The sequence below is a fragment of the Sphingomonas turrisvirgatae genome, from assembly GCF_001721295.1.
GTDB lineage: Bacteria > Pseudomonadota > Alphaproteobacteria > Sphingomonadales > Sphingomonadaceae > Sphingomonas > Sphingomonas turrisvirgatae.
In genome coordinates, this window is record NZ_MDDS01000086.1 from 131,787 (window position 1) to 155,996 (window position 24,210).

At 67.1% G+C, this 24,210-nt stretch carries 26 protein-coding genes; 14 read left to right on the forward strand and 12 right to left on the reverse strand.

Annotated features, from left to right (window positions below):
- Window positions 1–67: 67 nt before the first annotated feature.
- On the forward strand, window positions 68–592 hold the full coding sequence (locus tag BFL28_RS19840) for a hypothetical protein (RefSeq protein WP_069322246.1): 525 nt from the start codon (window positions 68–70) through the stop codon (window positions 590–592).
- Window positions 592–1,071: a DUF421 domain-containing protein gene (locus BFL28_RS19845; protein ID WP_069322247.1), complete on the forward strand. Its 480-nt coding sequence runs from the start codon at window positions 592–594 to the stop codon at window positions 1,069–1,071. The genes BFL28_RS19840 and BFL28_RS19845 overlap by 1 nt, the downstream gene beginning before the upstream one ends.
- Window positions 1,072–1,481: 410 nt before the next feature.
- Here the strand turns inward: BFL28_RS19845 and BFL28_RS19850 are convergent, their stop codons facing one another.
- The 4 genes from BFL28_RS19850 to BFL28_RS19865 all read right to left on the reverse strand — a co-directional run bounded on the left by BFL28_RS19850 (window position 1,482) and on the right by BFL28_RS19865 (window position 6,121).
- Window positions 1,482–2,510, reverse strand: a complete 1,029-nt coding sequence (locus BFL28_RS19850) for a GGDEF domain-containing protein (protein ID WP_069322248.1) — start codon at window positions 2,508–2,510, stop codon at window positions 1,482–1,484.
- Window positions 2,511–2,665: 155 nt separating this feature from the next.
- Complete coding sequence (locus BFL28_RS19855) at window positions 2,666–3,202, reverse strand: peroxiredoxin (protein WP_069322249.1); 537 nt, start codon at window positions 3,200–3,202, stop codon at window positions 2,666–2,668.
- Window positions 3,203–3,237: 35 nt separating this feature from the next.
- Window positions 3,238–4,338, reverse strand: coding sequence for a phospholipase A (locus tag BFL28_RS19860; RefSeq protein WP_069322286.1), 1,101 nt, complete (start codon window positions 4,336–4,338; stop codon window positions 3,238–3,240).
- Between the two features lie 205 nt (window positions 4,339–4,543).
- Window positions 4,544–6,121 carry a cisplatin damage response ATP-dependent DNA ligase gene (locus BFL28_RS19865; RefSeq protein ID WP_069322250.1) on the reverse strand — a complete coding sequence of 526 codons (1,578 nt, stop codon included), beginning with the start codon at window positions 6,119–6,121 and terminating at the stop codon, window positions 4,544–4,546.
- Window positions 6,122–6,249: 128 nt separating this feature from the next.
- Between BFL28_RS19865 and BFL28_RS19870 the strand changes: the two genes are divergently transcribed.
- On the forward strand, window positions 6,250–6,567 hold the full coding sequence (locus BFL28_RS19870) for a hypothetical protein (protein ID WP_069322251.1): 318 nt from the start codon (window positions 6,250–6,252) through the stop codon (window positions 6,565–6,567).
- Between the two features lie 28 nt (window positions 6,568–6,595).
- Here the strand turns inward: BFL28_RS19870 and BFL28_RS19875 are convergent, their stop codons facing one another.
- On the reverse strand, window positions 6,596–7,807 hold the full coding sequence (locus BFL28_RS19875) for a phospholipase D-like domain-containing protein (RefSeq protein WP_069322252.1): 1,212 nt from the start codon (window positions 7,805–7,807) through the stop codon (window positions 6,596–6,598).
- Window positions 7,808–7,957: 150 nt separating this feature from the next.
- Between BFL28_RS19875 and rpoZ the strand changes: the two genes are divergently transcribed.
- From rpoZ to BFL28_RS19890, 3 genes are all read left to right on the forward strand, one after another.
- Window positions 7,958–8,302, forward strand: coding sequence for a DNA-directed RNA polymerase subunit omega (gene rpoZ, locus BFL28_RS19880; RefSeq protein WP_069322253.1), 345 nt, complete (start codon window positions 7,958–7,960; stop codon window positions 8,300–8,302).
- Between the two features lie 161 nt (window positions 8,303–8,463).
- Window positions 8,464–9,834: a glycosyl transferase family protein gene (locus tag BFL28_RS19885; RefSeq protein ID WP_069322254.1), complete on the forward strand. Its 1,371-nt coding sequence runs from the start codon at window positions 8,464–8,466 to the stop codon at window positions 9,832–9,834.
- A complete protein-coding gene (locus BFL28_RS19890) occupies window positions 9,831–10,838 on the forward strand; it encodes a hypothetical protein (protein WP_069322255.1) in 1,008 nt (335 codons plus the stop codon). Before BFL28_RS19885 ends, BFL28_RS19890 begins: the two co-directional genes overlap by 4 nt.
- A gap of 25 nt (window positions 10,839–10,863) precedes the next feature.
- On the opposite strand, the gene BFL28_RS19895 is transcribed toward BFL28_RS19890, so the two are convergent.
- A complete protein-coding gene (locus BFL28_RS19895; RefSeq protein WP_069322256.1) occupies window positions 10,864–11,142 on the reverse strand; it encodes a GNAT family N-acetyltransferase in 279 nt (92 codons plus the stop codon).
- Window positions 11,143–11,255: 113 nt separating this feature from the next.
- Here BFL28_RS19895 and recQ point away from each other — a divergent pair, with 113 nt between their 5' ends.
- From recQ to BFL28_RS19920, 5 genes are all read left to right on the forward strand, one after another.
- A complete protein-coding gene (gene recQ / locus BFL28_RS19900; RefSeq protein ID WP_069322257.1) occupies window positions 11,256–13,025 on the forward strand; it encodes a DNA helicase RecQ in 1,770 nt (589 codons plus the stop codon).
- A 169-nt stretch (window positions 13,026–13,194) separates the two neighbouring features.
- Window positions 13,195–13,629 (forward strand): protein tyrosine phosphatase family protein, encoded by a 435-nt coding sequence (locus BFL28_RS19905; RefSeq protein WP_069322258.1) that lies wholly within the window; start codon window positions 13,195–13,197, stop codon window positions 13,627–13,629.
- 1 nt (window position 13,630) lies between these two features.
- Window positions 13,631–14,044: a hypothetical protein gene (locus BFL28_RS19910; RefSeq protein WP_069322259.1), complete on the forward strand. Its 414-nt coding sequence runs from the start codon at window positions 13,631–13,633 to the stop codon at window positions 14,042–14,044.
- A complete protein-coding gene (locus BFL28_RS19915; protein WP_069322260.1) occupies window positions 14,037–15,002 on the forward strand; it encodes a sterol desaturase family protein in 966 nt (321 codons plus the stop codon). Before BFL28_RS19910 ends, BFL28_RS19915 begins: the two co-directional genes overlap by 8 nt.
- Window positions 14,936–16,507, forward strand: a complete 1,572-nt coding sequence (locus BFL28_RS19920) for a GMC family oxidoreductase (protein ID WP_069322261.1) — start codon at window positions 14,936–14,938, stop codon at window positions 16,505–16,507. Before BFL28_RS19915 ends, BFL28_RS19920 begins: the two co-directional genes overlap by 67 nt.
- Before the next feature lie 193 nt (window positions 16,508–16,700).
- On the opposite strand, the gene BFL28_RS19925 is transcribed toward BFL28_RS19920, so the two are convergent.
- Together BFL28_RS19925 and BFL28_RS19930 are read right to left on the reverse strand one after the other, a co-directional pair.
- Window positions 16,701–18,035: an ammonium transporter gene (locus tag BFL28_RS19925; RefSeq protein WP_069322262.1), complete on the reverse strand. Its 1,335-nt coding sequence runs from the start codon at window positions 18,033–18,035 to the stop codon at window positions 16,701–16,703.
- Between the two features lie 14 nt (window positions 18,036–18,049).
- Window positions 18,050–18,388 (reverse strand): P-II family nitrogen regulator, encoded by a 339-nt coding sequence (locus tag BFL28_RS19930; RefSeq protein WP_069322263.1) that lies wholly within the window; start codon window positions 18,386–18,388, stop codon window positions 18,050–18,052.
- A 185-nt stretch (window positions 18,389–18,573) separates the two neighbouring features.
- Here BFL28_RS19930 and BFL28_RS21640 point away from each other — a divergent pair, with 185 nt between their 5' ends.
- Window positions 18,574–18,684 carry a CcdB family protein gene (locus BFL28_RS21640; RefSeq protein ID WP_241527419.1) on the forward strand — a complete coding sequence of 37 codons (111 nt, stop codon included), beginning with the start codon at window positions 18,574–18,576 and terminating at the stop codon, window positions 18,682–18,684.
- Between the two features lie 4 nt (window positions 18,685–18,688).
- On the opposite strand, the gene tldD is transcribed toward BFL28_RS21640, so the two are convergent.
- Both tldD and BFL28_RS19940 read right to left on the reverse strand, forming a co-directional pair.
- Window positions 18,689–20,113 carry a metalloprotease TldD gene (tldD, locus tag BFL28_RS19935; protein ID WP_069322264.1) on the reverse strand — a complete coding sequence of 475 codons (1,425 nt, stop codon included), beginning with the start codon at window positions 20,111–20,113 and terminating at the stop codon, window positions 18,689–18,691.
- 72 nt (window positions 20,114–20,185) lie between these two features.
- Complete coding sequence (locus BFL28_RS19940; protein WP_069322265.1) at window positions 20,186–20,416, reverse strand: zinc-finger domain-containing protein; 231 nt, start codon at window positions 20,414–20,416, stop codon at window positions 20,186–20,188.
- Window positions 20,417–20,599: 183 nt separating this feature from the next.
- Between BFL28_RS19940 and BFL28_RS19945 the strand changes: the two genes are divergently transcribed.
- The gene (locus BFL28_RS19945) at window positions 20,600–21,514 is read left to right on the forward strand and encodes an ABC transporter ATP-binding protein (RefSeq protein ID WP_069322266.1); all 915 of its coding nucleotides are present in this window, start codon (window positions 20,600–20,602) and stop codon (window positions 21,512–21,514) included.
- A 134-nt stretch (window positions 21,515–21,648) separates the two neighbouring features.
- On the opposite strand, the gene BFL28_RS19950 is transcribed toward BFL28_RS19945, so the two are convergent.
- Complete coding sequence (locus tag BFL28_RS19950; RefSeq protein WP_069322267.1) at window positions 21,649–21,897, reverse strand: hypothetical protein; 249 nt, start codon at window positions 21,895–21,897, stop codon at window positions 21,649–21,651.
- A 66-nt stretch (window positions 21,898–21,963) separates the two neighbouring features.
- On the opposite strand from BFL28_RS19950, the gene BFL28_RS19955 reads away from it, so the two are divergent.
- On the forward strand, window positions 21,964–22,392 hold the full coding sequence (locus BFL28_RS19955; RefSeq protein ID WP_069322268.1) for a CBS domain-containing protein: 429 nt from the start codon (window positions 21,964–21,966) through the stop codon (window positions 22,390–22,392).
- On the opposite strand, the gene BFL28_RS19960 is transcribed toward BFL28_RS19955, so the two are convergent.
- Window positions 22,389–23,858, reverse strand: coding sequence for a lipopolysaccharide biosynthesis protein (locus BFL28_RS19960; protein ID WP_069322269.1), 1,470 nt, complete (start codon window positions 23,856–23,858; stop codon window positions 22,389–22,391). The genes BFL28_RS19955 and BFL28_RS19960 overlap by 4 nt on opposite strands.
- Window positions 23,859–24,210: the final 352 nt, after the last annotated feature.

Consider the following 24,210-nt stretch of genomic DNA (forward strand, 5'->3'; position numbering starts at 1 on the left):
AAAACCACAGGCGGGACAAGGGGTTCCGGAAACTTCCCCGCAGTCGGTTCGTTGCGCCTTCGAACCGATGAAAGACTCAGCGCACGACCTTCCCCAGGGCATCGCCACCCGCCACTTCGAGGGGCGCGGCGGCCAATGGAACTGGCTGTCGCTCGCCCTGCTGAGTGCGCTGATGCTGGCGGCGCTGCTGGGCGCGTTCGGCGGCGGCAAGTCGCGTCCGTTGGTGACGCAGGCGGCGGCCGCGCGGCTGGAGGTGACTGTGCCGCGGCGGATCCGCAATGGCGAATTTTTCGAGATGCGCATCCGGATCGAAGCGAAGCAGCCGATCGGCAGGGCGGTGCTGGTGGTTCCGGCAAGCCTGTGGCGCGACATGACGATCAACACGATGATCCCCGCGCCGTCCGAGGAGACGGCACAGCGCGGCGAATTCCGGTTCGACTATGGCGAGCTTAAGGCTGGCGAAACGCTCGACATCAAGGTCGACGGACAGATCAACCCGCCGCTGTTCGCCGGTACGCGCGGCACGATCGCGCTGGCGGACGATGACCGGACCCTCGCGAGCGTACCGCTCGACATTCGGGTGTTGCCGTAATGGACATTGTCATTCGCGCGACCGTGATGTTCGCCATCCTGTTCGGGTTGCTGCGCCTGATGGGCAAGCGTGAACTTGGACAGATGACGCCGTTCGAGCTGGTGATGCTGGTGGTGCTGGGCGACCTGATCCAGCAGGGCGTCACGCACAACGACTTCAGCCTGACCGGCGCGACCTTGGCGATCGGCACCTTTGCCTTCTGGACGGTGGTGCTGGGCTGGATCGTCTATAAATGGCCGCGCGCGCAGAAATGGATCGAGGGCGAGCCACGCGTGCTGATTCGCGGCGGCGAATTGATCGAGCGGAACCTGCGCCGCGACCGGCTGACGCGGCGGGAGATCGAATCAGAAATGCGGCTGGCGGGGATCGCGCGGATGGAGGATGTCGCCTGGGCGATCCTGGAACCCGAAGGCCGGATCAGCTTCATCGGCAAGGGCAAGGATGAGGGCGGCGCGCCCGAAGATGCGCGAGCGACCTAGCGGCCGGCTTGGCAAGGTCGCGGGTTCAGGCGATGACGCCCGAACCCTGAACCGTGTGAAAGATGAGCATCGCAGTCAGCCCGAACGAGCCGATGGCGATGGCGAACTGGCGCGTGACAGCCGTGGCATTGGCAGGACCCGTCATGCGACCGGACCCATGCTGACGGCGTTGGCGATCAGCATCACCGTGACCGTGGCAGCGCCGACGAACGAGACTGCGTAGCGAGCGAGGTTTTCAAAACGAAGTGCCATGATCTGTATCCCTGTGCTTGTGATACCGGACTTGCCGGCGATGCTCATTCATCAGCAGGGATCGTGCCAATTCTGTAAGTGTCTGAAAATCCAACACTAGTAATTATGTTGCTCGCTGGCGTGGTGAATTGCACCACGCTTGTTGGGAAATTTTGCGATCAATCGGTCTCGACGCGATTGCGACCGTCTGCCTTGGCGCGATAGAGTAGGATGTCCGCCCGATGGAAGTTCGTGCCGAACTTCATGTCGGGATCGACGCGCGTCAGGCCGGCCGAAAAGGTGATTTCGCCGAGCGGGGAATCCGTTTCGCGCAACCGGTAACGCTTGGCCGCGACCGAAGCGCGGGCGTGATCGATTGTCGCTCGCGCTGTCGCGAGGTCGATGCCGCTGAACAGGATCGCGAACTCTTCGCCGCCATAGCGAGCGACGAGATGGCCCGGGCAGCTTTGCGTCAACGCACCCGCGATGGTTCGCAGGACGCGATCGCCGACGACATGGCCGAACCGGTCGTTGACGTGCTTGAAGTGATCGATGTCGCACACGGCGATGCACAGCGGGGTGCCCGCGGCGACCTGCGCTGCATAGGCTTCTTCGAACGCGCGGCGATTGGGAAGGTCGGTGAGCGGATCGCGCCGGGCATTATCGCGCGCTTCCTCAAGCTTGCTGCGCAATTCGGTCGCTTCGCGCGTCACGCTTTCCAGCCGCGTTTCGGCGCTGTGCACGCGCTGAACCATGGCGGCGGTAATGCGCGAGACATCGTCGAGCAGCGAATTTTCCAGGCCAGCGCCCGAGCGGCGGATCGCGTCCGCGCTCGCCGCCAGGTCACGGCCGAAATCCTCGGTCTCGGCGCGGATCGCCTGGACCATATCGGTAAAGCCTTCGACCTGAAGCTGCGTGCGCGCGACCAGGCCGTCGGCCTTTTCGCGGGCGCCGCGCGCGTTGCTCGGCGCTTCCTCACCCAGCGACTCTATGTCACGCTTGGTCAGCCGGACACCGCCGTCGGTCAGCACCGCCACCGCCTTGGCCAACGGCCCGGCAGGGTCATGCAGCAGCGTCCAGGCAAAGGCGAAGTTGGCCGGATCGGGCTCCAGCCGCTGGTCGAACAGAAATGCGCCGATGCGTTCGTAGAGCTGCCGGGCCGGGTCTTCCCCCTGCCCGACGGCACGAACCGCCCTCGCCACGCCCATAGTTTCGTCCCCATGCTTCGGGCGTCTACCGGCCCGCCAACGCATCTGATGCCGGTGGGATAGGGCGGAACTGCTAATATCCGGTGAAGCCGACCCGCATGATGAACGGAGATTTAGCCCATTTCGGTTACGTTACGGGCTAGGATTGCTGCGGCTTAGCGCTTCCTGGCGCGCCACTCGCGCACGGCCGCGAGGGTGTTCTTGACATGGTTGGCGGGGCTCATCTCGCTATGCGCATAGAGCACCTTGCCATCGGGTGCGATGACATAGCTGGTCCGGCTGGTCTTGCCGGTGTTCGCGCCGGCGGCGATGAGTGCGACGTCATAACCCGCAATGATCGGCGGGGTGGCCTGGGCCACCGCGAACTTGCTGGCGCAATCCTTGGTCGAGAAGTCCTTCAGCTTGTCGATCGGATCGGCGGCCATGCCGATGACGGTCGCGCCGGCTTTTCTGAATTCGGGCGTCGCGGCGGCAAAGGCCTGGGCTTCGGCGCTGCACCCGGGCGTGAAGGACATCGGGTAGAAATAGAGGACGACGGGACCCTTCTTGAGCTGAGCCTTGAGGTTCAGGGCGAACTCCTTGCCAGCGAGCGCGCCCCGGGTCGTGAAATCGGGCGCGCGGGCGCCGCGCGCGAGCTGAGCAGCGGCAGGGAGCGCGGCGGTAAGGGCGAGAAGGGTGGCAAGCTTGCGCATCGGGGCTCTCCTGGTTCGGCGCCCGTTATGGACCTTCATCGCGTGAGCGCAATGCCGATCCGCGCATGGCTGTCGCGGCGGCGGTAATCGTCGAGCGCTTCGCCGAAGCCGGTAAAGGCCTGACCGAACAGGTAGAAGCCGATGCCGCCATCGATCCGCGCCAACGGATAGGAGGCGAACAACTCGGCCGCGCCGCGCCCGGACCGAACGTCGCCGCGGGCGGTCACGCTGAGCTTGAGGCTGTCGGGCTTGACCAGCGTGAGGCCGAGCGCGGCATGGCCCCAATAGCGGTCGAGATCGGGCGCGACCCCCTGCGTGCCGACATAGACCCAGCCTTGCGGCGCGACTTCCGCGCGCCAGCCATTGCCCAGGTCGAACGCCTTGGTAAGCCGCACGAACAGGCGATTGGCGTCGATCGAGGTGGCCGTGCCCTCGCCGTTCGAATCGTGGCGCCAGCCGATGCCGAGCGTCGCCGTCGGATCGAGCGGCACGTCGGCGAAGATTTCGGGCGAGTAAGTGGTGTGGGTGAACGGACCGGACGGCAGGTCGAGCCGCCAGAACATCGTCTGGGTATAGGCGAATTTGAGGCGGCTGGCCGCGCCGTCGCCGCCGAACGGCTGGAAGGCGAAGCTGACCTGCAGCTTGGCACCGGCATCGTCCAGGCCGAATACGCCATAGATCGGCTCGTGCGGGCTGAAGCGATCGAGAAAACCGGCGGCGCTGCCGAGTGAGGCGAGGGTTTCGCTTTCGGTGCCAGTGGCGGGTGGCGGCGGGAGATCGCCGGCATAGGCGCTGCCGACCGTAGACGGGGCGGGCGCAGGCTGGCCGGGGATGTTCGTTGGCGGCGCGGGGCGGGCGGCATAGGCGATCGGCACGTAGCGCGCTTTGACGAAGCTGCCTGGCGCGACGGTCGCGGCCGGTGCGGGCAGTCGTTCAAGGACGAGCCGGGTGCCGTCGGCGGCCGTGACCTCGATCTGACGCGGCCCTTCCGCCGGTACCGCGCTGGCGCCTTCGTTAATCAGGATGACTTCGACGCCGCGCAGCGCCTCGCGCTCGCTGGCCGGCTGCGCCGGGATGGCGCGAACCTGCGCCGCGGCGGGGGTCGCGATAAGGAGGAGGAACAAGGCGGCGCGCATCACGAGCGGGATGCCAGCACCATGCGACAAATGCGAGTCAAAGCGATCGAACCAAATAGGTTTCACGTGAAAAAGGGGGTGGTTTCTTGGACGCAGGCCGGGTGAGCGGACGAGGCGACGTGCGACCGTGACGACCAACTTCCTGCGATGGATCACCATCGTGGTGTTGCGATACCCCAGCGGCGTTGCGGCCGACGATACGCGATCAGGTCGCGAGCCGCCGCAGAGTTTCGATCGTATCCGCTTCACTCGCCGGCTTGTCGTTGCGGATGCGGGCGATGCGCGGGAAGCGCATGGCGAGACCCGACTTGTGCCGTTTGGATTCGTGGATCGAATCGAACGCGACCTCGAGCACCAGCGTCTTGTCGGTTTCGCGAACCGGCCCGAAGCGCGCCACGGTGTGGTTGCGGACGTAGCGGTCGAGCCATTTCAGCTCTTCATCGGTGAAGCCGAAATACGCCTTGCCGACCGGCAGCAGCTCGCCCTCCGGCGTCCAGGCGCCGAAGGTATAGTCGGAATAGAAGGACGAACGCTTGCCGCTGCCGCGCTGCGCATACATGAGCACGCAATCGGCGGTGAGCGGATCGCGCTTCCACTTGTACCACAGGCCGACGCGCCGCCCGGTGATGTAGGCGCTGTCGCGGCGCTTGAGCATCACCCCTTCGATCGCCGCATCGCGCGCGCCGGCGCGGATTTCCTCGAGCGCGGCGAAGTCCGCGGCGTCGATCACCGCCGAGATGTCGAACCGATCGGGATCGAGCCGGCCGACAAAGGCTTCGAGCCGCGCCCGGCGATCGGTCCAGGGCTGCTCGCGCAGATCCTCCGCGCCGTCGAACAGAATGTCGTAGAGACGGACGAAGGCGGGATAGTCGGCCAGCATCTTGGCCGACACCTGCTTGCGGCCGAGCCGCTGCTGCAACGCGTTGAACGACGCGGCCTCGCCCCCCTGGAACTCGCCCTTGACCAGCAACTCGCCGTCGAGGACGCCCGGGGTGGCGAAGGCGGCGGCGACTTCGGGGAAGCTGTGCGTGATGTCGTCGCCGGCGCGGCTGTAGAGCCGGGTCTGGCCCGCCACATGGACCAGCTGGACACGGATGCCGTCCCATTTCCATTCGGCGGCATAGTCGGCGAGGCTGACCTGCGTCTCCTCGAGCGGATGGGCGAGCATGAACGGGCGGAAGACCGGGACGTTCGCCGCGCTGGGCTGGGCCGCGCGACCCTCGGCCCAGTCGAACAGCTCGGCATAGGGTGGCTTAAGACCATGCCACACCTCTTCCACCGCATCGACCGGAATGCCGAAGGCTTCGGCCAGCGCGGTCTTGGCCAGACGCGCGGAGACGCCGACGCGCAGGGCGCCGGTGGCGAGTTTCAGCAGCGCATAACGCTCATCGGCTTCGAGCCGGTCGAGCATGGTGGCCAGGACGGCGGGCGCTTCGGAGCGGGAAAGCGTCATCAGCCGGTCTACGACGGCGGCCAGGGTGAGCGGATCGGATTGCGGCGGCGGTGTCAGCGGCTCCGGCCAGATCAGCGCGACCGTCTCCGCCGTGTCGCCGACGAAGTCGCGGCTGAGGCGGAACAGCACCGGATCGACTCGTTCGTCGACCATGGCGCGGATGATCGCCGGCTTGACCCCCGGCAGGTCGAGATCGCCGGTCAGCGCCGCCATCGCCCAGCCGCGATCGGGATCGGGCGCGGATTTGAGATAGTCGCCGATCAGCCGCAGCTTGGCGTTGCGCGAGCGCGTGTAGATCAGCCGGTCGAGAAGGTCGGCAAAGGCGCGCATGAGCGCTGAACCATGGCGGGGGCGCAACGGTTCCGCAGCGCTATCGCGCCGGGCGGCAAGTTACGCTAGCGTCAACCCTGCCCATCGGGCCGGCGGCAAGATCCTGCGCGCCGTTGGAGGGATTGCGCATGAAGACCATTGCCATTGCCGTCGTTGCCGCCGTTTCGATCGTTCCTGCCGCGACGGCTCATCCCGGCGCGCAGACCGCCGCACCGGCGACCGCTGCTGCTGCCGCCAAGTTCAACCTCGACACGCCGTTGCAGGACATCGTCGCCGATGCCAGGGCGAAGGCCGCGCTGGACGCCGCGGTGCCGGGCGTGACGACGCACGAATCGTACGAGATGTTTAAGGGCATGAGCCTCAACCAGCTGAAGGCCTATGCCGGCGACAAGCTGACGCCCGAGGTGCTGACCAAGGCCGAGGCGGTGCTGGCTACGGTTAAATGAAGGACGGCCCGGGCCGCTGCGCCCGGGCTCAATCTTCGGCGTCGTTATTGAGGCTGCGAGTCACGCGATAGTCGAGCACGCCGACCACGAAATAGATCGCGGCCTGCTTGATCCGGGTCCACAGGCCGGTGCGCTGGCGGTGCAGCGCTTTCGTCACTTCCAGCGAGCGCGCGACTTCGGCATCGACATAGGCGCGGACGTGCGCGGCAAAGGCGCGGTCGTCGATGCGCAGCATCACTTCGAGGTTGAGGAACAGGCTGCGCATATCGAAATTGGCCGAGCCGATCTGCACCGCGTCGTCGATCACGAACAGCTTGGTATGCAGCTTGGTCGGGAGATATTCGAAGATGCGCACGCCGCGCCGCAGCAGGCCGCGATAGGTGAAGCGCGCTGCACTAAGGGTCAGGCTGTTGTCGGTGATCGACGGGACGATCACGCGCACCTCGCCACCGCGGCGGGCGGCGCGGCCAAGGCGCGTGATCATGGCCGGACTGGGAAAGAAATAGGCGGCGAGGATATCGACGCGCCGCGCATGCTTGAGGTCGTGGCGCACCGCACGCGCCCAGGGTGAGAGCCGCCGCGTCGGGCCGCCCATCAGCCAGCGCAGCTTGCCGGCTGGCTCGCTCCAGTCCGACAGCGCCTGTCGTAACAGGCGCAGCGGTGCGCGCGGCTGTTTCGCCCAGGTCCAGAGCGCATCGAAATAGCCGCCCAGCCGCGCCGCCGCCGGCCCCTCGACCAGCAGGCCGAGATCGCGCCAGCCATTCGTGCCCGGCGCGCCGAAATAATCGTCCTGGATGTTGAACCCGCCGATGATGATGCGGGCGTCGGCAGTCTCGGCATCGGCCAGCGCGATCTTCTGGTGATTGCGCAGCAGATAGCGGCGGCCAAGGCGCGGCATGAAGAAGCAGACGCCGCCGCCGGCATGTTTGAGCGAGGCGAAGAAGCCGTTGTCGTGGGCAGGATCGCTGCCCAGCCCATCGACGATCAGCGTGACTTGCACGCCGCGCCGCACGGCGGCGATCAGCGCGTCGCGCACCCGCGCGCCCGCCATATCGTCGCTGTAAATATAGTAGAGCAGCCGCAGCGAGACCTGTGCGGTGTCGATGAGTCCGAGCAGTGCGTCGAGCCGGCGCGGCCCCGTGTCGAGCAGGGTCAGGCGGTTGCCGTCGAGCGCGAACACCGGCTGCGGCGGTGGCTCGAGCGGCAGGCCGCGCGGGATGGTGAGGGGCCCCTGCTCCATGGATCAGCGAATGCACGAAGCGGCGCGATGGTGCCATGCTTTGTTGCGGATCGGACGCCAGGCCGCCCGCGTCGGCCGAAAATCTTGACTCTGGACATGCCGGGGCCTAGATGGCCCGCTTTCCGATAGTCTCGTTTCAAGGAAGCGTTCATGGCGCGCGTCACGGTTGAAGATTGCGTCGACAAGGTTCCGAACCGGTTCGACCTCGTGCTGCTCGCCGCTCAGCGCGCGCGGCAGATTTCGGGCGGCGCCGAACTGACGCTGGATCGCGACCGCGACAAGAACCCGGTCGTGGCACTGCGCGAGATCGCCGAAGAGACCGTGCGTCCCGATCATCTGCAGGAAGCGTTGGTCGGCAGCCTGCAGAAGGTGCAGATCGACGACGAGGAAGCGCCGGATGAAGTCGGCAGCCTGGCCGCATCGGCCGAGGCGCTGCGCCTGACCGCTGCCGCGCCGCCGCGCAATCAGAATCTGGGCGCCGATTACGACGGCTGAACGGCTGCGATCGACACCACGAAGAATGCAGAAATCCGGTGCTTCACCCCGAAGCGCCGGATTTTTTTCGTTGTGTCCCTGCAACTTGTCGCTTGATGTGGTGAAACCATTGTGAACTAAATGTCGGTCGTATCGGGGGAACGGGGCTGAGCGTCGATTCGATCATCTGGATTATCGACGCGATCGCACGCGAGACGATCTTGTTCGGCGCGATCGGATTCCTGATCGGGGGGATCGACGACCTGTTGGTCGATGCCGCTTATTTGCTGACCTGGGTGCGTACGAAGCTGACGCGGCGCAGCGAGCCGCCGCTGATCGATTGCGGCCCGCCGATGGCGGTGTTCATACCGGCCTGGGACGAATCCGGCGTGATCGGCGCGATGCTGCGCGCGACCCTGCAACGCTATGCCTATCGCCATTACCGGCTTTATGTCGGCACCTATCCCAACGATCCGGCGACGACCGCGATCGTCGCCGGCATGGCGGCAGCGGACGCGCGGGTGCGGCTGGTGGTGAATGCAGGACCCGGCCCGACGACGAAGGCCGACTGCCTCAATTCGCTGTGGCGGGCGCTGCTGCGCGACGAGGCGACGGGCGAGCCGGCCGGCGCGATCGTGCTGCACGATGCCGAGGACGTGGTTCATCCCGACGAGCTGCGCGTATTTGCGACGTGTCTGACGCGGTACGATGCGGTGCAGTTGCCCGTGCTGCCGCTGACCGATGCTGGATCGCCGCTGATTTCGGGCCATTATTGCGACGAGTTTGCCGAAGCGCATGGCAAATCGCTGATCGTGCGGCAGGCTGTCGGTGCGGCGCTGCCGTTTGCCGGGGTGGGCTGCGCCATATCGCGGGACATGCTGGGGCGGATTGCCGACGCGCGCGGGGGCGATCCGTTCGACGAATCGAGCCTGACCGAGGATTACGAACTGGGCCTTACCGTCGCCAGGGTCGGCGGGCGCACTCGCTTCGTGCGGCGGCGCGACGCATCGGGCGCGCTGATCGCGGTGCGCGCGTACTTCCCCAACAGCCTCACCAGCGCGGTCCGGCAGAAGGCGCGATGGATGACGGGGATCGCGCTGGCGGGCTGGGACCGCACCGGCTGGGCGCGCGGTCGCGGCCCGGGCGAGAATTGGATGCGGATGCGCGACCGCCGCGCGACGCTCGCCATTCCGGTGCTGGCAATCGCCTATCTCGCGCTGTTGGCCTGGGGCGCTTCGCTGATCGGCCATGCGCTGACCGGCCGGCCGGTGCCGCTGCCCGATGGGGTGATGGCGTGGCTGCTGGCAGTGAATGCCGGGCTGATGAGCTGGCGTCTGGCGCTGCGCATGGCGTTCACCGGCAGCGCCTATGGCTGGCGGCAGGCGCTGCTGTCGCTGCCGCGCGTGTTTGCCGCGAACCTCGTGTCGCTATTGGCCGCGCGGCGGGCGCTGGCGACCTATTGGCCAACCTTGCGAGGCGAGCGGCCGCGCTGGGACAAGACCACGCACCGTTTTCCCGACGAGATCGCCCCGGTCGGAGCGTCGGCGCGGTGAACGGGCGGGGGCGGCCGTTGCGCTTCGTCGCGCTGGTCGCCGCGGGCTGGGCCGGTGCCCGCGTGCTGATCCTGTGGCCCGACGGCGGGGACTTGCCGGCGGCGATCGAGGAAGCCTTTCCGATCCAGGGTGCGGTGGCGGCGGAGCCGGCGGTGGTGGCGTCGGCCAAGCGAGCAGCGCCATCGCTGTTCGTCCCGCTTGCCGTCGCGCTGCCTGCCGTGGCCCGGCCGGCATGGCCGCCGCCCCAACGCGCGGATCGTGGCGAGCCGGCTGCCGAGGCGGCGGAGTTGGTCGCGCTCGAACGACCAGAAGTGCTGGGCGCGCCGGTCGGCGCGCTGCCCGGGCTGGTGCTGCCGTCCGGGCCGTCGGCGTCGGTGCAGCTGCCGTCGCGCTGGTCGGCGAGCGGGTGGTTCGTGACCGGGCGCGGCGCGCCGGCGGGCGGCCCGCTATTGGGTGGGGACCAGGCGGGGCTGCGCGTCGCCTATGCCCTGGACGAAAGCCAGCGGCTGCGAGCCTATCTGCGCGCGACGGCGCCGCTGGCCAGTGCGGCGCGCGAGGTCGCGCTGGGCGTGGAATGGCAGCCGAGCGACTTGCCGCTGCGCGTGGTGGCCGAGCAGCGCGTCGGACTGGACGGCAACGCTGGCGGCCCCGCCATTGGGGTGGTCGGCGGCGTGGATGCCATCGAGCTGCCGATCGAGTTCGAGCTGAGCGCCTATGGCCAGGCCGGCATCGTGTGGCGCGGGCGCGCCGATCCTTTTGCCGACGGCGCGGTGCGCGTCACGCGCGAGGTCGCCGGCATCGGACCGGCGCGCGTGGCGTTGGGGGGCGGCGTGTGGGGCGCGGCGCAGCGCGATGCGACCCGGCTGGATCTGGGGCCGAGCGCGGTCGCGACGCTGCCGCTGGGCGGGCGGGCGGTGAAGCTGTCGATCGACTGGCGCGAGCGAGTCGCCGGCAACGCCCGGCCGGGGTCGGGTCCGGCGGTGACGCTGGGCGCGGATTTCTAGGCTGTCGGCAGTGCGCCGGACCGGGTCAGGCCAGCAGCGCCTGCCATTGCGGGTGCTTTTCGATATAGGCGGCGACGAAGGGGCATTGCGGCACGACCTTAAGCCCGCGTCCCTTCGCTTCGCCGAGCGCATGGGCGATGAGGCGGCTGGCGATGCCGCGCCCTTCGAGTTCGGGCGGTACGACGGTGTGGGTGAAGGTGATCGTGTCGCCGTCGATCGTATAAGCGGCGAAGGCGACATGGCCCTCGACCGCAAGCTCGAACCGGCTGCGCGCCTGATTGTCGGTGATCGCGTCCGAAGTCATTCGTGAGCCTCCATGCCGGGCAAAGATAGTGTTGCACGAGCGGCGCGCAAATATCGCAAATGCGCCACCGCTTTGCGCGCATATCCGGGCGGGCTGGGCTATAGGCCGCCGGCATGAGTGATCCGCGCGACGTCCTGAGACAGACTTTCGGCTTTCCCGACTTTCGCGGGGTTCAGCGCGATGTGGTGACCCGCGTGCTGGGTGGACAGCGCACGCTGGCGATCATGCCGACCGGGGCCGGCAAGTCGCTGACCTATCAGCTGCCGGCGGTGATGCTGGAGGGGACGTGCCTGGTCGTATCGCCGCTGATCGCGCTGATGCACGACCAGCTGCGTGCGGCCGAAGCGGTCGGCATTCGCGCCGCGACGCTGACCAGCGCCGACGACAATCGCGACGAGACCATCAGGCGGTTTCGCGAGCGCCAGCTGGACCTGCTGTACGTGGCGCCCGAGCGCGCGTCGAACGAGGGCTTTCGCAACCTGTTGCGGCAGGCGCCCCTGTCGATGTTCGCAATCGACGAGGCGCATTGCGTATCCGAATGGGGGCATGACTTCCGCCCCGATTATCGCCTGTTGCGGCCATTGCTCGACAGCTTTCCCGACCTGCCCCGGCTGGCGCTGACCGCCACGGCGGACAATCACACGCGCAAGGATATCCTCGAGCAGCTGGGCATCCCGCACGAGGGGCTGATCGTCGCCGGGTTCGACCGGCCCAACATCCGCTATGCCATCAGCAACACGGCGTCGAAGGGGTCGGCGATCGCGAGCTTGGTCAAGCGGACGCCGGGCGCGGGGATCGTCTATGCGACGTCGCGCGACCGCACCGAGAAGCTGGCAGCGACGCTGGCGGGGACGGGGCGGCCGACGCGTTACTATCATGCCGGAATGGCGCCCGACGAACGCCGCCGCGCCCAGGCCGAATTCGTGCGATCCGAGGACATGGTGATGGTCGCGACGATCGCGTTCGGCATGGGCATCGACAAGCCCGATGTGCGCTTTGTCGCGCATGCCGGGCTGCCGAAATCGATCGAGGGCTATTACCAGGAAAGCGGCCGCGCCGGGCGCGACGGCGACCCGGCGGTGGCGCACCTGTTCTGGGCGCCGGGCGATTTCACGCGGGCGCGGGAGTGGCTGGGGGAGATGCCGGCGAACCGCCAGGCGGCCGAGCGGGCGCGGCTGGATGCGCTGGCCGGCCTGGTCGAGACCGCCGAGTGCCGCCGCGCGGTGCTGCTGCGCTATTTCGGCGAGACCCCACCGGAACGCTGCGGCAATTGCGACAATTGCCTGCATGCGCCCGGCGTGCAGGATGCGACGCAGATCGCGCGCAAATTGCTGTCGGCGGTGTATCGCACCGGTCAGCGCTTTGGCGTCGGGCATCTGGAAAAGGTACTGGCCGGATCGCGCGACGAGCGGATCGACAAATGGGGGCATGACCGGCTGTCGGTGTTCGGCGTTGCCGAGGCCGAGGAGATGGCGCTGGTCAAGCCGGTCGCGCGGGCGTTGCAGGCGCGCGGCGTGCTGGTGCCGAACGAGCATGGCGGGCTGGCATTGGGCGGCAATGCGCGCGAGATCTTGCGCGGCGAGGCGAAGGTCGAGGTGGTGATGGCGCCCGAGGCCGAGCGGGGCCGCAAACGCCGGGGCGAGCCGGCCGTCGCGCTGGCCGAGGGCGATGCGGCGCTGTTCGAAGCGCTGCGAGCCAAGCGGCGCGAGCTGGCGGAGGAAGCCGGCGTGCCGCCCTATGTCATCTTTCACGATTCGGTGCTGCGCGAGATGGCCGTGCGCCGTCCGCCCAATCGCGCGACGCTGGCGATGCTGAGCGGTGTGGGCGAGCGCAAGCTCGACGCCTATGGCGACGCGTTCCTGAAGGTCATCCGCGACAGCTGATTTCGTCACCTCGGCCCGTCCGACGAAACTCTGGACAGGCTTGTGCCGAGGTCCACGGTGCGGCTAGCGATGGGATCGAGGATCGAGTCCGGCACTTGCCGCCCGGTGGATCCCGGCACAAGGCCGGGATGACGAGGGTAGCGGGCCAGGATCTGCCAAGGAGTAATCGATGGCCGACATTCGCCGTATCAACGACCAGATTTCGGTCGCGCCGCAGATCGAACCCGCCGACCTTGCCGATATTGCGCAGCAGGGCTTCGTCGCGGTGATCAACAATCGCCCGGACGATGAGGATGCAGGCCAGCCGGCAGGCGAGGCGGTGCGCGCGGCGGCCGAGGCGCAGGGGATGCTCTATCACGCCATCCCCGTCACCCAGGCGGGATTTTCGGCCAATCAGGTCGAGGCGATGCGCGCGGCGATCGATGCGGCGAACGGCCCGGTGCTGGCCTATTGCCGGTCGGGCACGCGTTCCACCAACCTGTGGGCGTTGGCGCAGGCAAGCAAGGGTGACCGGCCCGACCACTTGATCGAACAGGCCGCCGGGGCCGGCTATAATCTGACCGGGCTTCGTCCGCTGCTCGACCAGCTGTCCGGCAAGGCCTGACATGAACTGGGCACTCGCCGCGGGGTCGCTCGTGGCGGTGCTGATGCTGGCCGGGATCGCCTGGGCATTGCGGCTGGGCGAGAGCGGCCGGATTGCTGATGCGGCACAAGCGATCCGCCTGGCCGAGGAGGGGCTTGCCGGCTTTGAGGCGAGCGACGCCGTCGTGTGTGCCGATGGCGGCGGCGCGGTGGTGTTCGGAAGTCATGGCACGGTCGCGCTGATCCGGCCGAGCGGCGCGCGGTTCATCGTGCGCGAGGTGCGGCGGCCGCAGTGGCAGGCAAGCGATGCCGGCCTGCGCATCGAGAGCGGCGATCCCATCCCCGTGCTGCTCACGCTGAACCCTGCCGACGCACAGGGTGTTGGTCAGCGGCTGGACGCGGTTGCTGACATTGGCGTAAATATGGATCGTGGCTGAGCTTCCCGATCCCGTCGATCTCGCGGTGCCCGCCTTCGTCGCGCTGGTGCTGGCGGAGATGATCGTGGCGCGCGTGAAGGATCGCAGCCGTTACTGCCCGCGCGACACGCTGACATCGCTGCTGCTCGGTTTTGGCAGCACGGTCGCCGGCGTGCTGTCGGCGGGCATGGTGTTCGCGCTGGCGACATGGGTTCACCAGTTCCGCCTCTTCGACATCGGCTATGCGTGGTACTGGTTCGTGCTCGCCTTCGTGCTCGACGACCTGGCCTATTACGCCTTTCACCGCTCAGCGCATCGCGTGCGCTGGTTCTGGGCGAGCCATGTGATCCACCACAGTTCGCAGCATTATAACCTGTCGACGGCGCTGCGGCAGACCTGGACCGGCTTTTTCAGCCTGGCGTTCCTGTTCCGGCTGCCGCTGTTCCTGATCGGCTTTCCGCCGGCGATGATCTTCTTCGTCGCCGGCCTCAATCTGGTCTATCAATTCTGGATCCATACCGAGGTGATCGGCCGGATGCCGCGCTGGTTCGAGGCGGTGATGAACACGCCATCGCACCACCGCGTCCATCACGCGACGAACGCGCGGTACCTCGATCGCAACTATGCCGGCGTGTTCATCGTGTGGGACCGGCTGTTCGGGACGTTCGAGGGCGAGCGCGACGATGATCGGCCGCGTTATGGCATCGTCCACAACCTGCCCGACTTCAGCGTGCTGCGCGCGGCGTTCCATGAATGGTGGGGAATCGCGAAAGACGTGTGGCACGCGCCGGACTGGCGGGCACGGCTCGGCTATATGTTCGGTCCGCCGGGCTGGAGTCACGACGGCAGCCGCGACACGTCGGAAAGCATCAAGACGCGCTGGAAGGTGCGGCAGGAGAGGCGGGGGGAAGCGTGGAAGAAGCCGACATCGTCGTTATCGGCGCAGGAAGCGGAGGCAGCGCCGCCGCCGGCCGCCTGAGCGAAGGGGGCAGATACAAGGTCGCGGTGCTGGAGGCGGGCGGGCGCAATGCGGGGTTCCGTACGCTGATGCCCGGCGCGCTGGCGATGCAGACGCCGGCGACCAACTGGGGCTATGAAACCGTGCCGCAGCCGGGGCTGAACGGGCGGCGCGGGTATCAGCCGCGCGGCCGGGGGCTGGGCGGGTCGAGCGCGATCAACGCGATGCTGTATGTGCGCGGGCATCGCTGGGACTATGACAATTGGGCCGCGCTCGGCTGCACCGGCTGGAGCTGGGACGACGTGCTGCCGGTGTTCAGGCGCAGCGAGGCGAACGAGCGCGGCGCCGACCCGTGGCACGGCGACAAGGGACCGCTGCACGTCAGCGACCAGCGGTTCGCGCATCCCGGATCGCACGCGTTCATCGAAGCGGCCGAGCAGTTGCAGATCGCGCGCAACGACGACTTCAACGGCGCGCGTCAGGAAGGCGTCGGCCTGTATCAGGTGACGCAGAAGGGCGGCGAGCGCTGGACCGCGGCGCACGCATATCTCAAGCCGCGCGACAATCTGGCGATCCTCTGCGACGCGCAGGTCGAGCGGCTGTTGTTCGAGGACGGGCGGGTGTGGGGCGTCGCCTATCGCCGGGGCGGCGAGGCGCGCACGATCCGCGCAGGCCGCGTGGTGCTGGCGGGCGGGGTGTTCGCGACGCCCCAACTGCTGATGCTGTCGGGCATCGGGCCGGGGCGGCATTTGCAGGACATGGGCATTGCGGTGCAGGTCGAGCGCGCGGCGGTCGGCGGCAATTTGCAGGATCACCTCGATTACATCGCGGCGTTCGAGACGCCGGGCAGCCTGTTCCTGGGCCGGTCGCTGATCGGGTCGCTGAAAGGGCTGGCGGGCATCGCGCGCTGGAAGCTCAATCGCAGCGGGCCGATGACGTCACCCTTTGCCGAGGCGGGCGCGTTCCTGCGGACCGATCCGGCGCTGCCCGCGCCCGACATCCAGCTGCATTTCCTGATCGCGATCGTCGAGGATCACGGACGGGCGAAGGTAAAGGCGCATGGCTATAGCTGCCACGCCTGTGTGTTGCGGCCGCAGAGCCGGGGGACGGTGCGGCTGGCCTCACCTGATCCCGGCGACGCGCCGCTGATCGATCCGCAATTCCTGAGCGATTCTGCCGATGTCGATGCGCTGATGCGCGGCACGCGGCTGATGTACCGCATCCTGGAACAGGCGCCGCTGCGGCGGTTCGGCGGGCGGGACCGACAACCGTTCGACCTGCATGACGATGCGATGCTGGAGAAGCTGATCCGCGCGCGGGCCGACACCATCTATCACCCGGCGGGGACGGCGCGCATGGGGTCGGACGAAGCGGCGGTGTGCGATCCGCAGCTGCGCGTGCGCGGGGTCGAGGGGCTGTACATCGCCGACGCATCGGTGATGCCGCGGCTGATCGGGGGGAACACCAATGCGCCGACGATCATGATCGGCGAGCGCTGTGCCGACTTCGTTCGCGCGGATTCGTGATCGGCGCGGCTCCGGCCCGCTCCCCCACCCGGCCACCCACGAGCGTACCCTGAACGGGTGGCCGGGTGGGGGAGCGGGCCGGAGCCGCCTTTGGCATCGGCCAAAAAAGGGCCGGTGGATTTCGCCACCGGCCCAGTCGTCCGCAGGAGGAACATGGTGAGGGGCCGGCCCGTCCGGCGCGGCCCCAATCTCGTCAATAATTGTAGGCGCGCTCGCCATGCTCGCCGAGATCGAGGCCTTCGCGCTCGACTTCGTGGGTGACGCGCAGGCCGGTGACCAGCTTGGCGATCGTGAAGGCGATGGCCGAACCCACGGCGGCCCAGAGTACCGCAATCGCGACGGCGATGACCTGAGTCACGAGCTGCGGCCCGAGTGCATAATCATCCGCGCCCGGCCCACCCAGGCCCGGCAGCATGGTGAAGGCCGTGCCGATCGACCCGATGATGCCGCCCAGGCCGTGGATGCCGAATGCGTCGAGCGAGTCGTCCAGCTGGAGCTTGGGCTTTACCGAGACCACGAAGAAGGCGCAGGCGACGGCAGCGATCGCACCGAGCAGGATGGCGCCGAACGGACCCGAATTGCCCGCGGCCGGCGTGACCGCGACGAGACCCGCGATGGCACCCGAGCAGGCGCCGAGCAGCGACCCCTTGTGACCCAGCAGCCGCTCGGTCAGCATCCAGAACAGCACGCCCGCAGCGGTCGCGACGAAGGTGTTGATGAGCGCCAGGCCAGCCGAGCCATTGGCTTCGAGCGCGGAGCCGGCGTTGAAGCCGAACCAGCCCACCCACAGCAGGCCCGTGCCGATGAGCGTCATGGTCAGCGAGTGCGGGGCCATGATCTCCTTCTTGTAGCCGATGCGCGGCCCGAGAATGATCGCGCCGACCAGCGCCGACACGCCGGCATTGATGTGCACCACGGTGCCGCCCGCGAAATCGAGCGCCGCCGGTTCCCAGTTGAACAGCAGGCCGTTGCCCGCCCAGACCATGTGCGCGATGGGATAGTAGACGATCGTCAGCCAGACGGCCGCGAAGACCATCAGCGCGCTGAACTTCATGCGCTCAACCAGACCACCGATAACCAGTGCGACGGTGATTGCCGAGAAGGTCATCTGGAAGGCGATGAACACGAATTCGGGAATGACCACGCCGTCGCTGAAGGTCGCGGCGGTCGAATCCGCGGTAATGCCGGCAAGGAACGCCTTGCCGAAGCCGGCGATGAAGGCGTTGCCGCCGTCACCGAACGCCATGGTATAGCCGTAGATGACCCACAGGATCATCGCGAAGCTGGCGACGGCGAGCACCTGGGTCAGCACCGAGAGCATGTTCTTGGTGCGGACGAGCCCGCCATAGAACAGTGCGAGGCCGGGTACGATCATCGCCATGACCAGCACGGTCGCAATCATCATCCAGGCGGTGTCGCCCTTGTCCGGCACCGGCGCGGCGGCGGCAGCGTCCTGCGCCCAGGCGGGCAGCGCCGCGAACAGCGCGGCGCCAGCGCCTGCCGCTGCAATCTTCAAAGCAGTTTTCATGGAATACCCCCCCTTTACAGTGCGGTCTGGTCGGTTTCGCCGGTGCGGATGCGCACCGCCTGGCCGACATCGAGGACGAAGATCTTGCCGTCGCCGATCGCGCCGGTGTTCGCCGCGGCCTGGATCGATTCGACCACTCGGCCGGCGATGTCGCTTGCGCAGACCACCTCGATCTTGATCTTGGGCACCATGTTGGTGCTGTATTCCGCGCCGCGGTAGATTTCGGTCTGGCCCTTCTGCCGTCCGAAGCCCTTCACCTCGGTCACGGTCATGCCGGCCACGCCCAGCTCGGTGAGTGCTTCACGCACGTCATCCAGCTTGAATGGTTTGATGATGGCGATGACGAGTTTCATTCCGCCCCCTTTCGATTGACCCGGATCAACCATCGCAAGGGGCGTGCCAAAGTCGAAAAGAGCGCAATTGCGTCTACTGGACGGGTGGCGGAATGTTACGGGATCGTTAAAAATTGTGCAGCAGCGAAGTGCTGCTTATTTTTTAGGCTCTCTAGGTGTGGGTCGATCGCTAGTGCGAGACTTGGATGGTGGACGTGCAGATTCGTGCGCGCCACCTTGGACCCGCGATCGGCTCGCTCGAAGCGGAGCGCTATGCCATCGCGGGCGCCTTCGATCTGCTTCTCACCGGCATTTAGCCAGTCAGTCGGCCGCCGTGCCGCCCACCGTCAGGCCCTCGACCAGCAGGGTCGGCTGACCGACGCCGGCGGGGACGCTCTGCCCGCCCTTGCCGCACATGCCGATGCCCTCGTCGAGCGCGAAATCGTTACCGATGCCGATCACCTTGGTGAGGCAGGTCGGCCCATCGCCGATCAGCGTCGCGCCCTTGATCGGCGCGCCGATGCGGCCGTTCTCGATGCGATAGGCCTCGGTGCAGCTGAACACGAACTTGCCCGAGACGATGTCGACCTGCCCGCCGCCGAACGACTTGGCGAAAATGCCCTTCCTGACGCGCGAAAGCAGTTCGGCGGGATCGTCCTTGCCGCCGCGCATGAAGGTGTTGGTCATGCGCGGCATCGGCGCATGCTGGAAGGATTCGCGTCGGCCGTTGCCGGTCGGCTCGACCCCCATGAGGCGCGCGTTCAAGCGGTCCTGCATATACCCCTTGAGGATGCCGTCCTCGATCAGCACCGTCTCGCGCGTCGGCGTGCCTTCGTCGTCGATGGACAGCGAGCCGCGCCGGTTGATGATCGACCCATCGTCGACCACGGTGACACCGGGCGCTGCGACACGCTCGCCGATGCGGCCGGAAAAGGCGCTGGTACCCTTGCGGTTGAAGTCGCCTTCGAGGCCGTGCCCGACCGCCTCGTGCAGCAGCACGCCGGGCCAGCCCGGGCCGAGCAGCACCGTCATCTCTCCGGCAGGCGCATCGATCGCTTCGAGATTGACCAGCGCCTGTGCCAGCGCCTCGTCGATCGCGCGGTTCCAGGTTTCGGGTTGCATCAGCCGGTCATAGAGCGCGCGTCCGCCGGTGCCGTAGCTGCCAGTCTCGCGCCGGCCATTCTGTTCGACCACGATCGAGACGTTGAGGCGCACGAGCGGGCGCACGTCGGTCGCGATAAAGCCATCCGGCCGCACGATCTCGACCACGCTCCACGAGCCGAGCAGGCTGGCCGAGACCTGTACGACGCGCGGGTCGCGCGCGCGGGCGGCGGCGTCGATCGCCTGACACAGGTTCACCTTGTCGGCGAAGGGGACGAGGTCGAGCGGATCGGCATCGGTATAGAGGTGCCGGTTGGTTCGCGGCGGGGCGGCGGCGGGCGCGGCCTGTGCGGGGTCGATCAGCGCCATCGTCTCGCCAGCGCGGCGGATCGCGGCCTCGCTGATCTCATTGGCATGGGCAAAGGCCGTGGTCTCGCCCGACACCGCGCGCAGGCCGAACCCCGAATCGGTGTTGTAGGAAGCGGTCTTCAGCCGGCCGTCATCGAAACCGAACGCCTCGGACTTACGATATTGCAGGTAGAGTTCGCCGTCCTCGGCACGGGCGAGGATCGAGGCGGTGAGGCGTTGCGCCGCGTCGGCATCGAAGCCGTCGCGATAGAGGAAGCCACGGGGATCGCTGTACATGCCCGCGAATATAGGGGTGTTAGACGCAGAGGCTACCCGTCATCCCGGCAAAAGCCGGGATGACGTTTATGCTCAGACGCTCGCGCCCGCAGCGATGTCCGGCAGGTCGCCCTGGTCGACGCCGTCGGCCGGGCCGCCGATCAGCACGAAGCGGCGGTCGCAATAGCCACAATCGACATAGCCATGCTCATCGATCTGAAGATAGACGCGCGGATGGCCGAGCGCAGCCGGAATGCCGGCCTGCGCGCCGTCGCATGCGACACGGGGCTGGGAAACGCGAGTGACTTCGGGCGGTGCGATCATGGAACGCCGGTTAGCAAAGCGCGCCAGTCCGGGCAATCGCCGGCGTCACATGTCGTCAATCGGGTTTCCCAGAGCGTCAGCGCATGTCTTGGCCGATCTGTGCTGCGCGCGGCGCGAGGTGGGCAAGTGGGTGGGCAAGCGGTTTAGCTTGCCAAGCGCCGCCCGCCGTCCCAATTCGCGGGGATGAGCGACGCGGCAATCGAGATCGAAGGGCTGTCCAAGACCTATCAGGGCGGCAAGCAGGCATTGAGCGATGTCAGCCTGACCGTGCCGCGCGGGCAGATATTCGGCCTGCTCGGGCCCAATGGCGCGGGCAAGTCGACGCTGATCAACATCCTGGCGGGACTGGTGAACAAGAGCGCCGGGCGTGCGAGCATCTGGGGCTTCGATATCGACCAGCATCCGCGCAACGCCAAGCGCGCGATCGGCATCGTCAATCAGGAGATCCTGTTCGACCCGTTCTTCACGCCGCTCGAGACGCTGGAGATCCAGGCTGGACTGTACGGCGTGCCCAAGCGTGAGCGGCGGTCGATGGAGCTGCTGCGCGCAGTCCATCTGGACGACAGGGCGAACGCCTATTCGCGCACGCTGTCGGGCGGCATGAAGCGCCGGCTGATGGTGGCAAAGGCGCTGGTCCACACGCCGCCGGTGCTGGTGCTGGACGAGCCGACCGCCGGCGTCGACATCCAGCTGCGCCAGCAATTGTGGGAATATGTCCGCGAGCTCAACCAGCGTGGCGTGACGGTGGTGCTGACGACGCATTATCTGGAAGAAGCCGAGCAGCTGTGCGACCGCATCGCGATCATCAACCACGGCCGGTTGATCGCCAACGAGCCGACGCGCGAGCTGGTCGGCAAGACTCAGGAAAAGGCGGTCGAGGTGACCGTCGATCGCGACATCGCGGCGCTGCCCGACAATCGCTGCTTCCTGCGCATCGAGCAGAAGGGCGAGCGGACGCTGGTCATCACCTATGCCAAGGACAAGGCGAATGCCGGCGAGGTGCTGGGCGCGGTGCAGTCGGCCGGGTTCGGGATCGTCGATGTTTCAACGCGAGAGGCAGACCTTGAGGACGTGTTCCTCAGCCTCACCAACAGCTAAGCCCTCCGCGAGGCTATATAGATAGCTGCCGCACCGGCCCGCTCCTGACACCCATTTCGGAATATCCTGCCGATGGGTGGCCGGGTGGGGAGCGGGCGGGTGCGGCGCATTCAGCGCCGCTGAACTTCAAACGGTTATCCCGCGCGGTCGTCGTGACCGCTCGCGTTGCTGACGAAGATCAGGCCCATCAGCACGCCGCCGAGCAGCACCGACAGGCCGATGCCGATGGCCATTGCGATCGAGGCGTGGAGCTGGAACTCGCCGAGCGAGAGATAGAGCGCGCCGACCGCGAGCACCGCGGAGGCGAACGCGATCGCTCCGACCAGCCTGAACATGCGGTGATAGCGGCGGCTGACCGCATCTGCTGATGAATCGCGTCCCATGCTCTTTCAATTGGGGACGAAACATGGGAATCTCAATCGCCTCTGACAGGAAGTAGGAGACTAGCGATGACGATCGCAGCGATCCTGGGCGAAAAGGGGCAGGATGTCGTCACCATCGGCAGCGAGGCGACCGTGCGCGAAGCGGTGGCATTGCTGTCGCAGCGGCGGATCGGCGCGGTGCCGGTGTTGACCGACGGCGTGGTGGCCGGCGTCTTTTCCGAACGCGACGTGATTCATTGCCTGCAAAGCGCGGACGCGGCCGCGCTCGACAAGCCGGTGCGCGAGGTGATGACCGCGCCGGCGATCACCGTAACGCGATCTCAGCCGGTGCTCGCCGCGCTCTCGCTGATGACTCAGCGGCGCATCCGCCATCTGCCGGTGGTCGAGGGCGGGCAACTGCTTGGCTTCGTATCGATCGGCGATCTGGTGAAACACCGCATCGAGCGGATCGAGGCCGAAGCCAACGACCTGCGCGTCTATATCCAGACGGCCTAGCGCCGGATCATCGCAATGGCTTCGCGCACGGTCGATCGCGCGAACAGCCATAGCCATGCACCATAGATGGCGGCGCCCGCGGCGGTGACGAGGAGGAGATGCGGGAGTGCGCCCATCACCGGCAAGCTGTGGTCGAGCAGCGTCACGAGCAGCGCCATCGCGACGGCTGCCGTGACCGGCGGCGCGATGGCGGACAGCCAGCCGCGCCAGGACAGACCGATCACCGGAAGGCTGCGCCACGCGGTAACGCCCAAGAACACCGGCCAGGCCGCGATCCACGCCATGGCCATGCCGATCACGCCCCAGTGCACGCCCACCAGGAATGCGGCCGGCAGCAGCAGCGCGCCGATCGCCGAGGTCTGCGCGCCGATACCTGGCCGCCCCCGCGCGTCGGTCGCCGGCGCGAAGAGGATCTGCAGCGTCATGAACGGCATGGCGAGCGCGAGGAGATGGACAATCGGTGCAGCCTCGCGCCATTTCTCGCCCAGCGCGACCAGCACCAGCGGCTCGGCCGTGGTCGCCAGGCCGAGATAGAAGGGCATGGCGGCGACCATGATCAGCCGCACCGACTTGGCAAAGGCGGTTGCCGCGCCCGCCGCATCGTCCTGCATCCGCGCATAGGCGGAGAAGGCGACTTCGTTGAGCGCGGGCACGAATTTCTGGACCAGGATCTGAGTCAGGAACAGGCTGGTGGTATAGATGCCGAGCGTGTGCGGATCGAACAGCCGCCCGGCGATGAACACATCGGCCTGGCTTTGCACGAACCAGAATAGCTGCCCCGCCGCCATCAGCCCGCCGAACCGCGCCATGGCACCGGCGCCGCGAAAGTCGAAGCTTGGCCACATCAGCGAGTCCGCCGCCCAGGTCATGCCGATCGCGCGCGTGGCGAAGAGCACGATCGGTGCCAACACCAGTGTCCAGACGCCAAGGCCGGAATAGGCACCGGCCAGCGCAGCGAGCGCGCCGGCAGTGGCGGAGACGAGGTTGACCTGCGCCTGCTTGCGAAAGTCCATCGCTCGCGCGAGCAAGGCATAGGGAAAGGCGATGAATGGCGTCGCAAGATAGAGCAGCGCCTGGACGCGCAGCAGCTGCGCGACCTCGGGCTGCCGGTAATAAGCGGCGGCGAGCGGAGCCATCAGGAACTGCGCGGCGCCGAGCGTCAGGTTGAGCAGCAACAGCATGCCGAACAGCTGGCGCATCGCGCGCCGTTCGACATGCGGCTGCTGAATGAGGCCGCTCGCCAGCCCATAGCCATTGAGCATGTTGAGCAGGACCAGGATCACCTGCGTCATGGCAAAGAGGCCATAGTCGGCAGGATCGAGCAGTCGAATCACGAGGAAGGTCGATGCCCAGGCGATGATCTGCCCGACGATCTGCGTCCCCGAACGCCAGATTACCGCGCTGCGGACCTGCTGGCGCAGCGATTCCCGGGGCTGATTCGTCGGCTGGGCGGTCGATTCGGGCATGGCGGCCTTATGCCGGCCACCTCTTTAAGCGGCGTAAATGGCGGTTTTCCGCGGCTTTCCGTCCGCTTGAAACAAAAATGCAAGAAGGCTGTTGACCGAATCCAACACTGGGCATAGAAGCCACTCCACCGACGCGGTGAGCCACACGGAACGGCGCGACGGTCACCAAAAACTAGGCGCACAGGTCGCCCCGAGAAAAAGGGGTTAGGCGGTGCGTCGGTTTTTGTCGCTCTTTGACATAGTGATTTTGATGAAGGGACATGTGGGCGGCGGCCCCGGGTCTGGCAGCTTCTAGGTGCCAGGTGCTCGGTAAAGAAAAGCCGTTCCATGGGCTTCGTTTGGCGGGACTTTG

Coding starts and splice junctions, on each gene's coding strand:
- BFL28_RS19840 (WP_069322246.1), top strand. CDS start 68: ATGAAAGACTCAGCGCACGACCTTCCCCAGGGCATCGCCACCCGCCAC.
- BFL28_RS19845 (WP_069322247.1), top strand. CDS start 592: ATGGACATTGTCATTCGCGCGACCGTGATGTTCGCCATCCTGTTCGGG.
- BFL28_RS19850 (WP_069322248.1), bottom strand. CDS start 2,510: ATGGGCGTGGCGAGGGCGGTTCGTGCCGTCGGGCAGGGGGAAGACCCG.
- BFL28_RS19855 (WP_069322249.1), bottom strand. CDS start 3,202: ATGCGCAAGCTTGCCACCCTTCTCGCCCTTACCGCCGCGCTCCCTGCC.
- BFL28_RS19860 (WP_069322286.1), bottom strand. CDS start 4,338: ATGCGCGCCGCCTTGTTCCTCCTCCTTATCGCGACCCCCGCCGCGGCG.
- BFL28_RS19865 (WP_069322250.1), bottom strand. CDS start 6,121: ATGCGCGCCTTTGCCGACCTTCTCGACCGGCTGATCTACACGCGCTCG.
- BFL28_RS19870 (WP_069322251.1), top strand. CDS start 6,250: ATGAAGACCATTGCCATTGCCGTCGTTGCCGCCGTTTCGATCGTTCCT.
- BFL28_RS19875 (WP_069322252.1), bottom strand. CDS start 7,807: ATGGAGCAGGGGCCCCTCACCATCCCGCGCGGCCTGCCGCTCGAGCCA.
- rpoZ (WP_069322253.1), top strand. CDS start 7,958: ATGGCGCGCGTCACGGTTGAAGATTGCGTCGACAAGGTTCCGAACCGG.
- BFL28_RS19895 (WP_069322256.1), bottom strand. CDS start 11,142: ATGACTTCGGACGCGATCACCGACAATCAGGCGCGCAGCCGGTTCGAG.
- recQ (WP_069322257.1), top strand. CDS start 11,256: ATGAGTGATCCGCGCGACGTCCTGAGACAGACTTTCGGCTTTCCCGAC.
- BFL28_RS19905 (WP_069322258.1), top strand. CDS start 13,195: ATGGCCGACATTCGCCGTATCAACGACCAGATTTCGGTCGCGCCGCAG.
- BFL28_RS19910 (WP_069322259.1), top strand. CDS start 13,631: ATGAACTGGGCACTCGCCGCGGGGTCGCTCGTGGCGGTGCTGATGCTG.
- BFL28_RS19925 (WP_069322262.1), bottom strand. CDS start 18,035: ATGAAAACTGCTTTGAAGATTGCAGCGGCAGGCGCTGGCGCCGCGCTG.
- BFL28_RS19930 (WP_069322263.1), bottom strand. CDS start 18,388: ATGAAACTCGTCATCGCCATCATCAAACCATTCAAGCTGGATGACGTG.
- BFL28_RS21640 (WP_241527419.1), top strand. CDS start 18,574: ATGGTGGACGTGCAGATTCGTGCGCGCCACCTTGGACCCGCGATCGGC.
- tldD (WP_069322264.1), bottom strand. CDS start 20,113: ATGTACAGCGATCCCCGTGGCTTCCTCTATCGCGACGGCTTCGATGCC.
- BFL28_RS19940 (WP_069322265.1), bottom strand. CDS start 20,416: ATGATCGCACCGCCCGAAGTCACTCGCGTTTCCCAGCCCCGTGTCGCA.
- BFL28_RS19945 (WP_069322266.1), top strand. CDS start 20,600: ATGAGCGACGCGGCAATCGAGATCGAAGGGCTGTCCAAGACCTATCAG.
- BFL28_RS19950 (WP_069322267.1), bottom strand. CDS start 21,897: ATGGGACGCGATTCATCAGCAGATGCGGTCAGCCGCCGCTATCACCGC.
- BFL28_RS19955 (WP_069322268.1), top strand. CDS start 21,964: ATGACGATCGCAGCGATCCTGGGCGAAAAGGGGCAGGATGTCGTCACC.
- BFL28_RS19960 (WP_069322269.1), bottom strand. CDS start 23,858: ATGCCCGAATCGACCGCCCAGCCGACGAATCAGCCCCGGGAATCGCTG.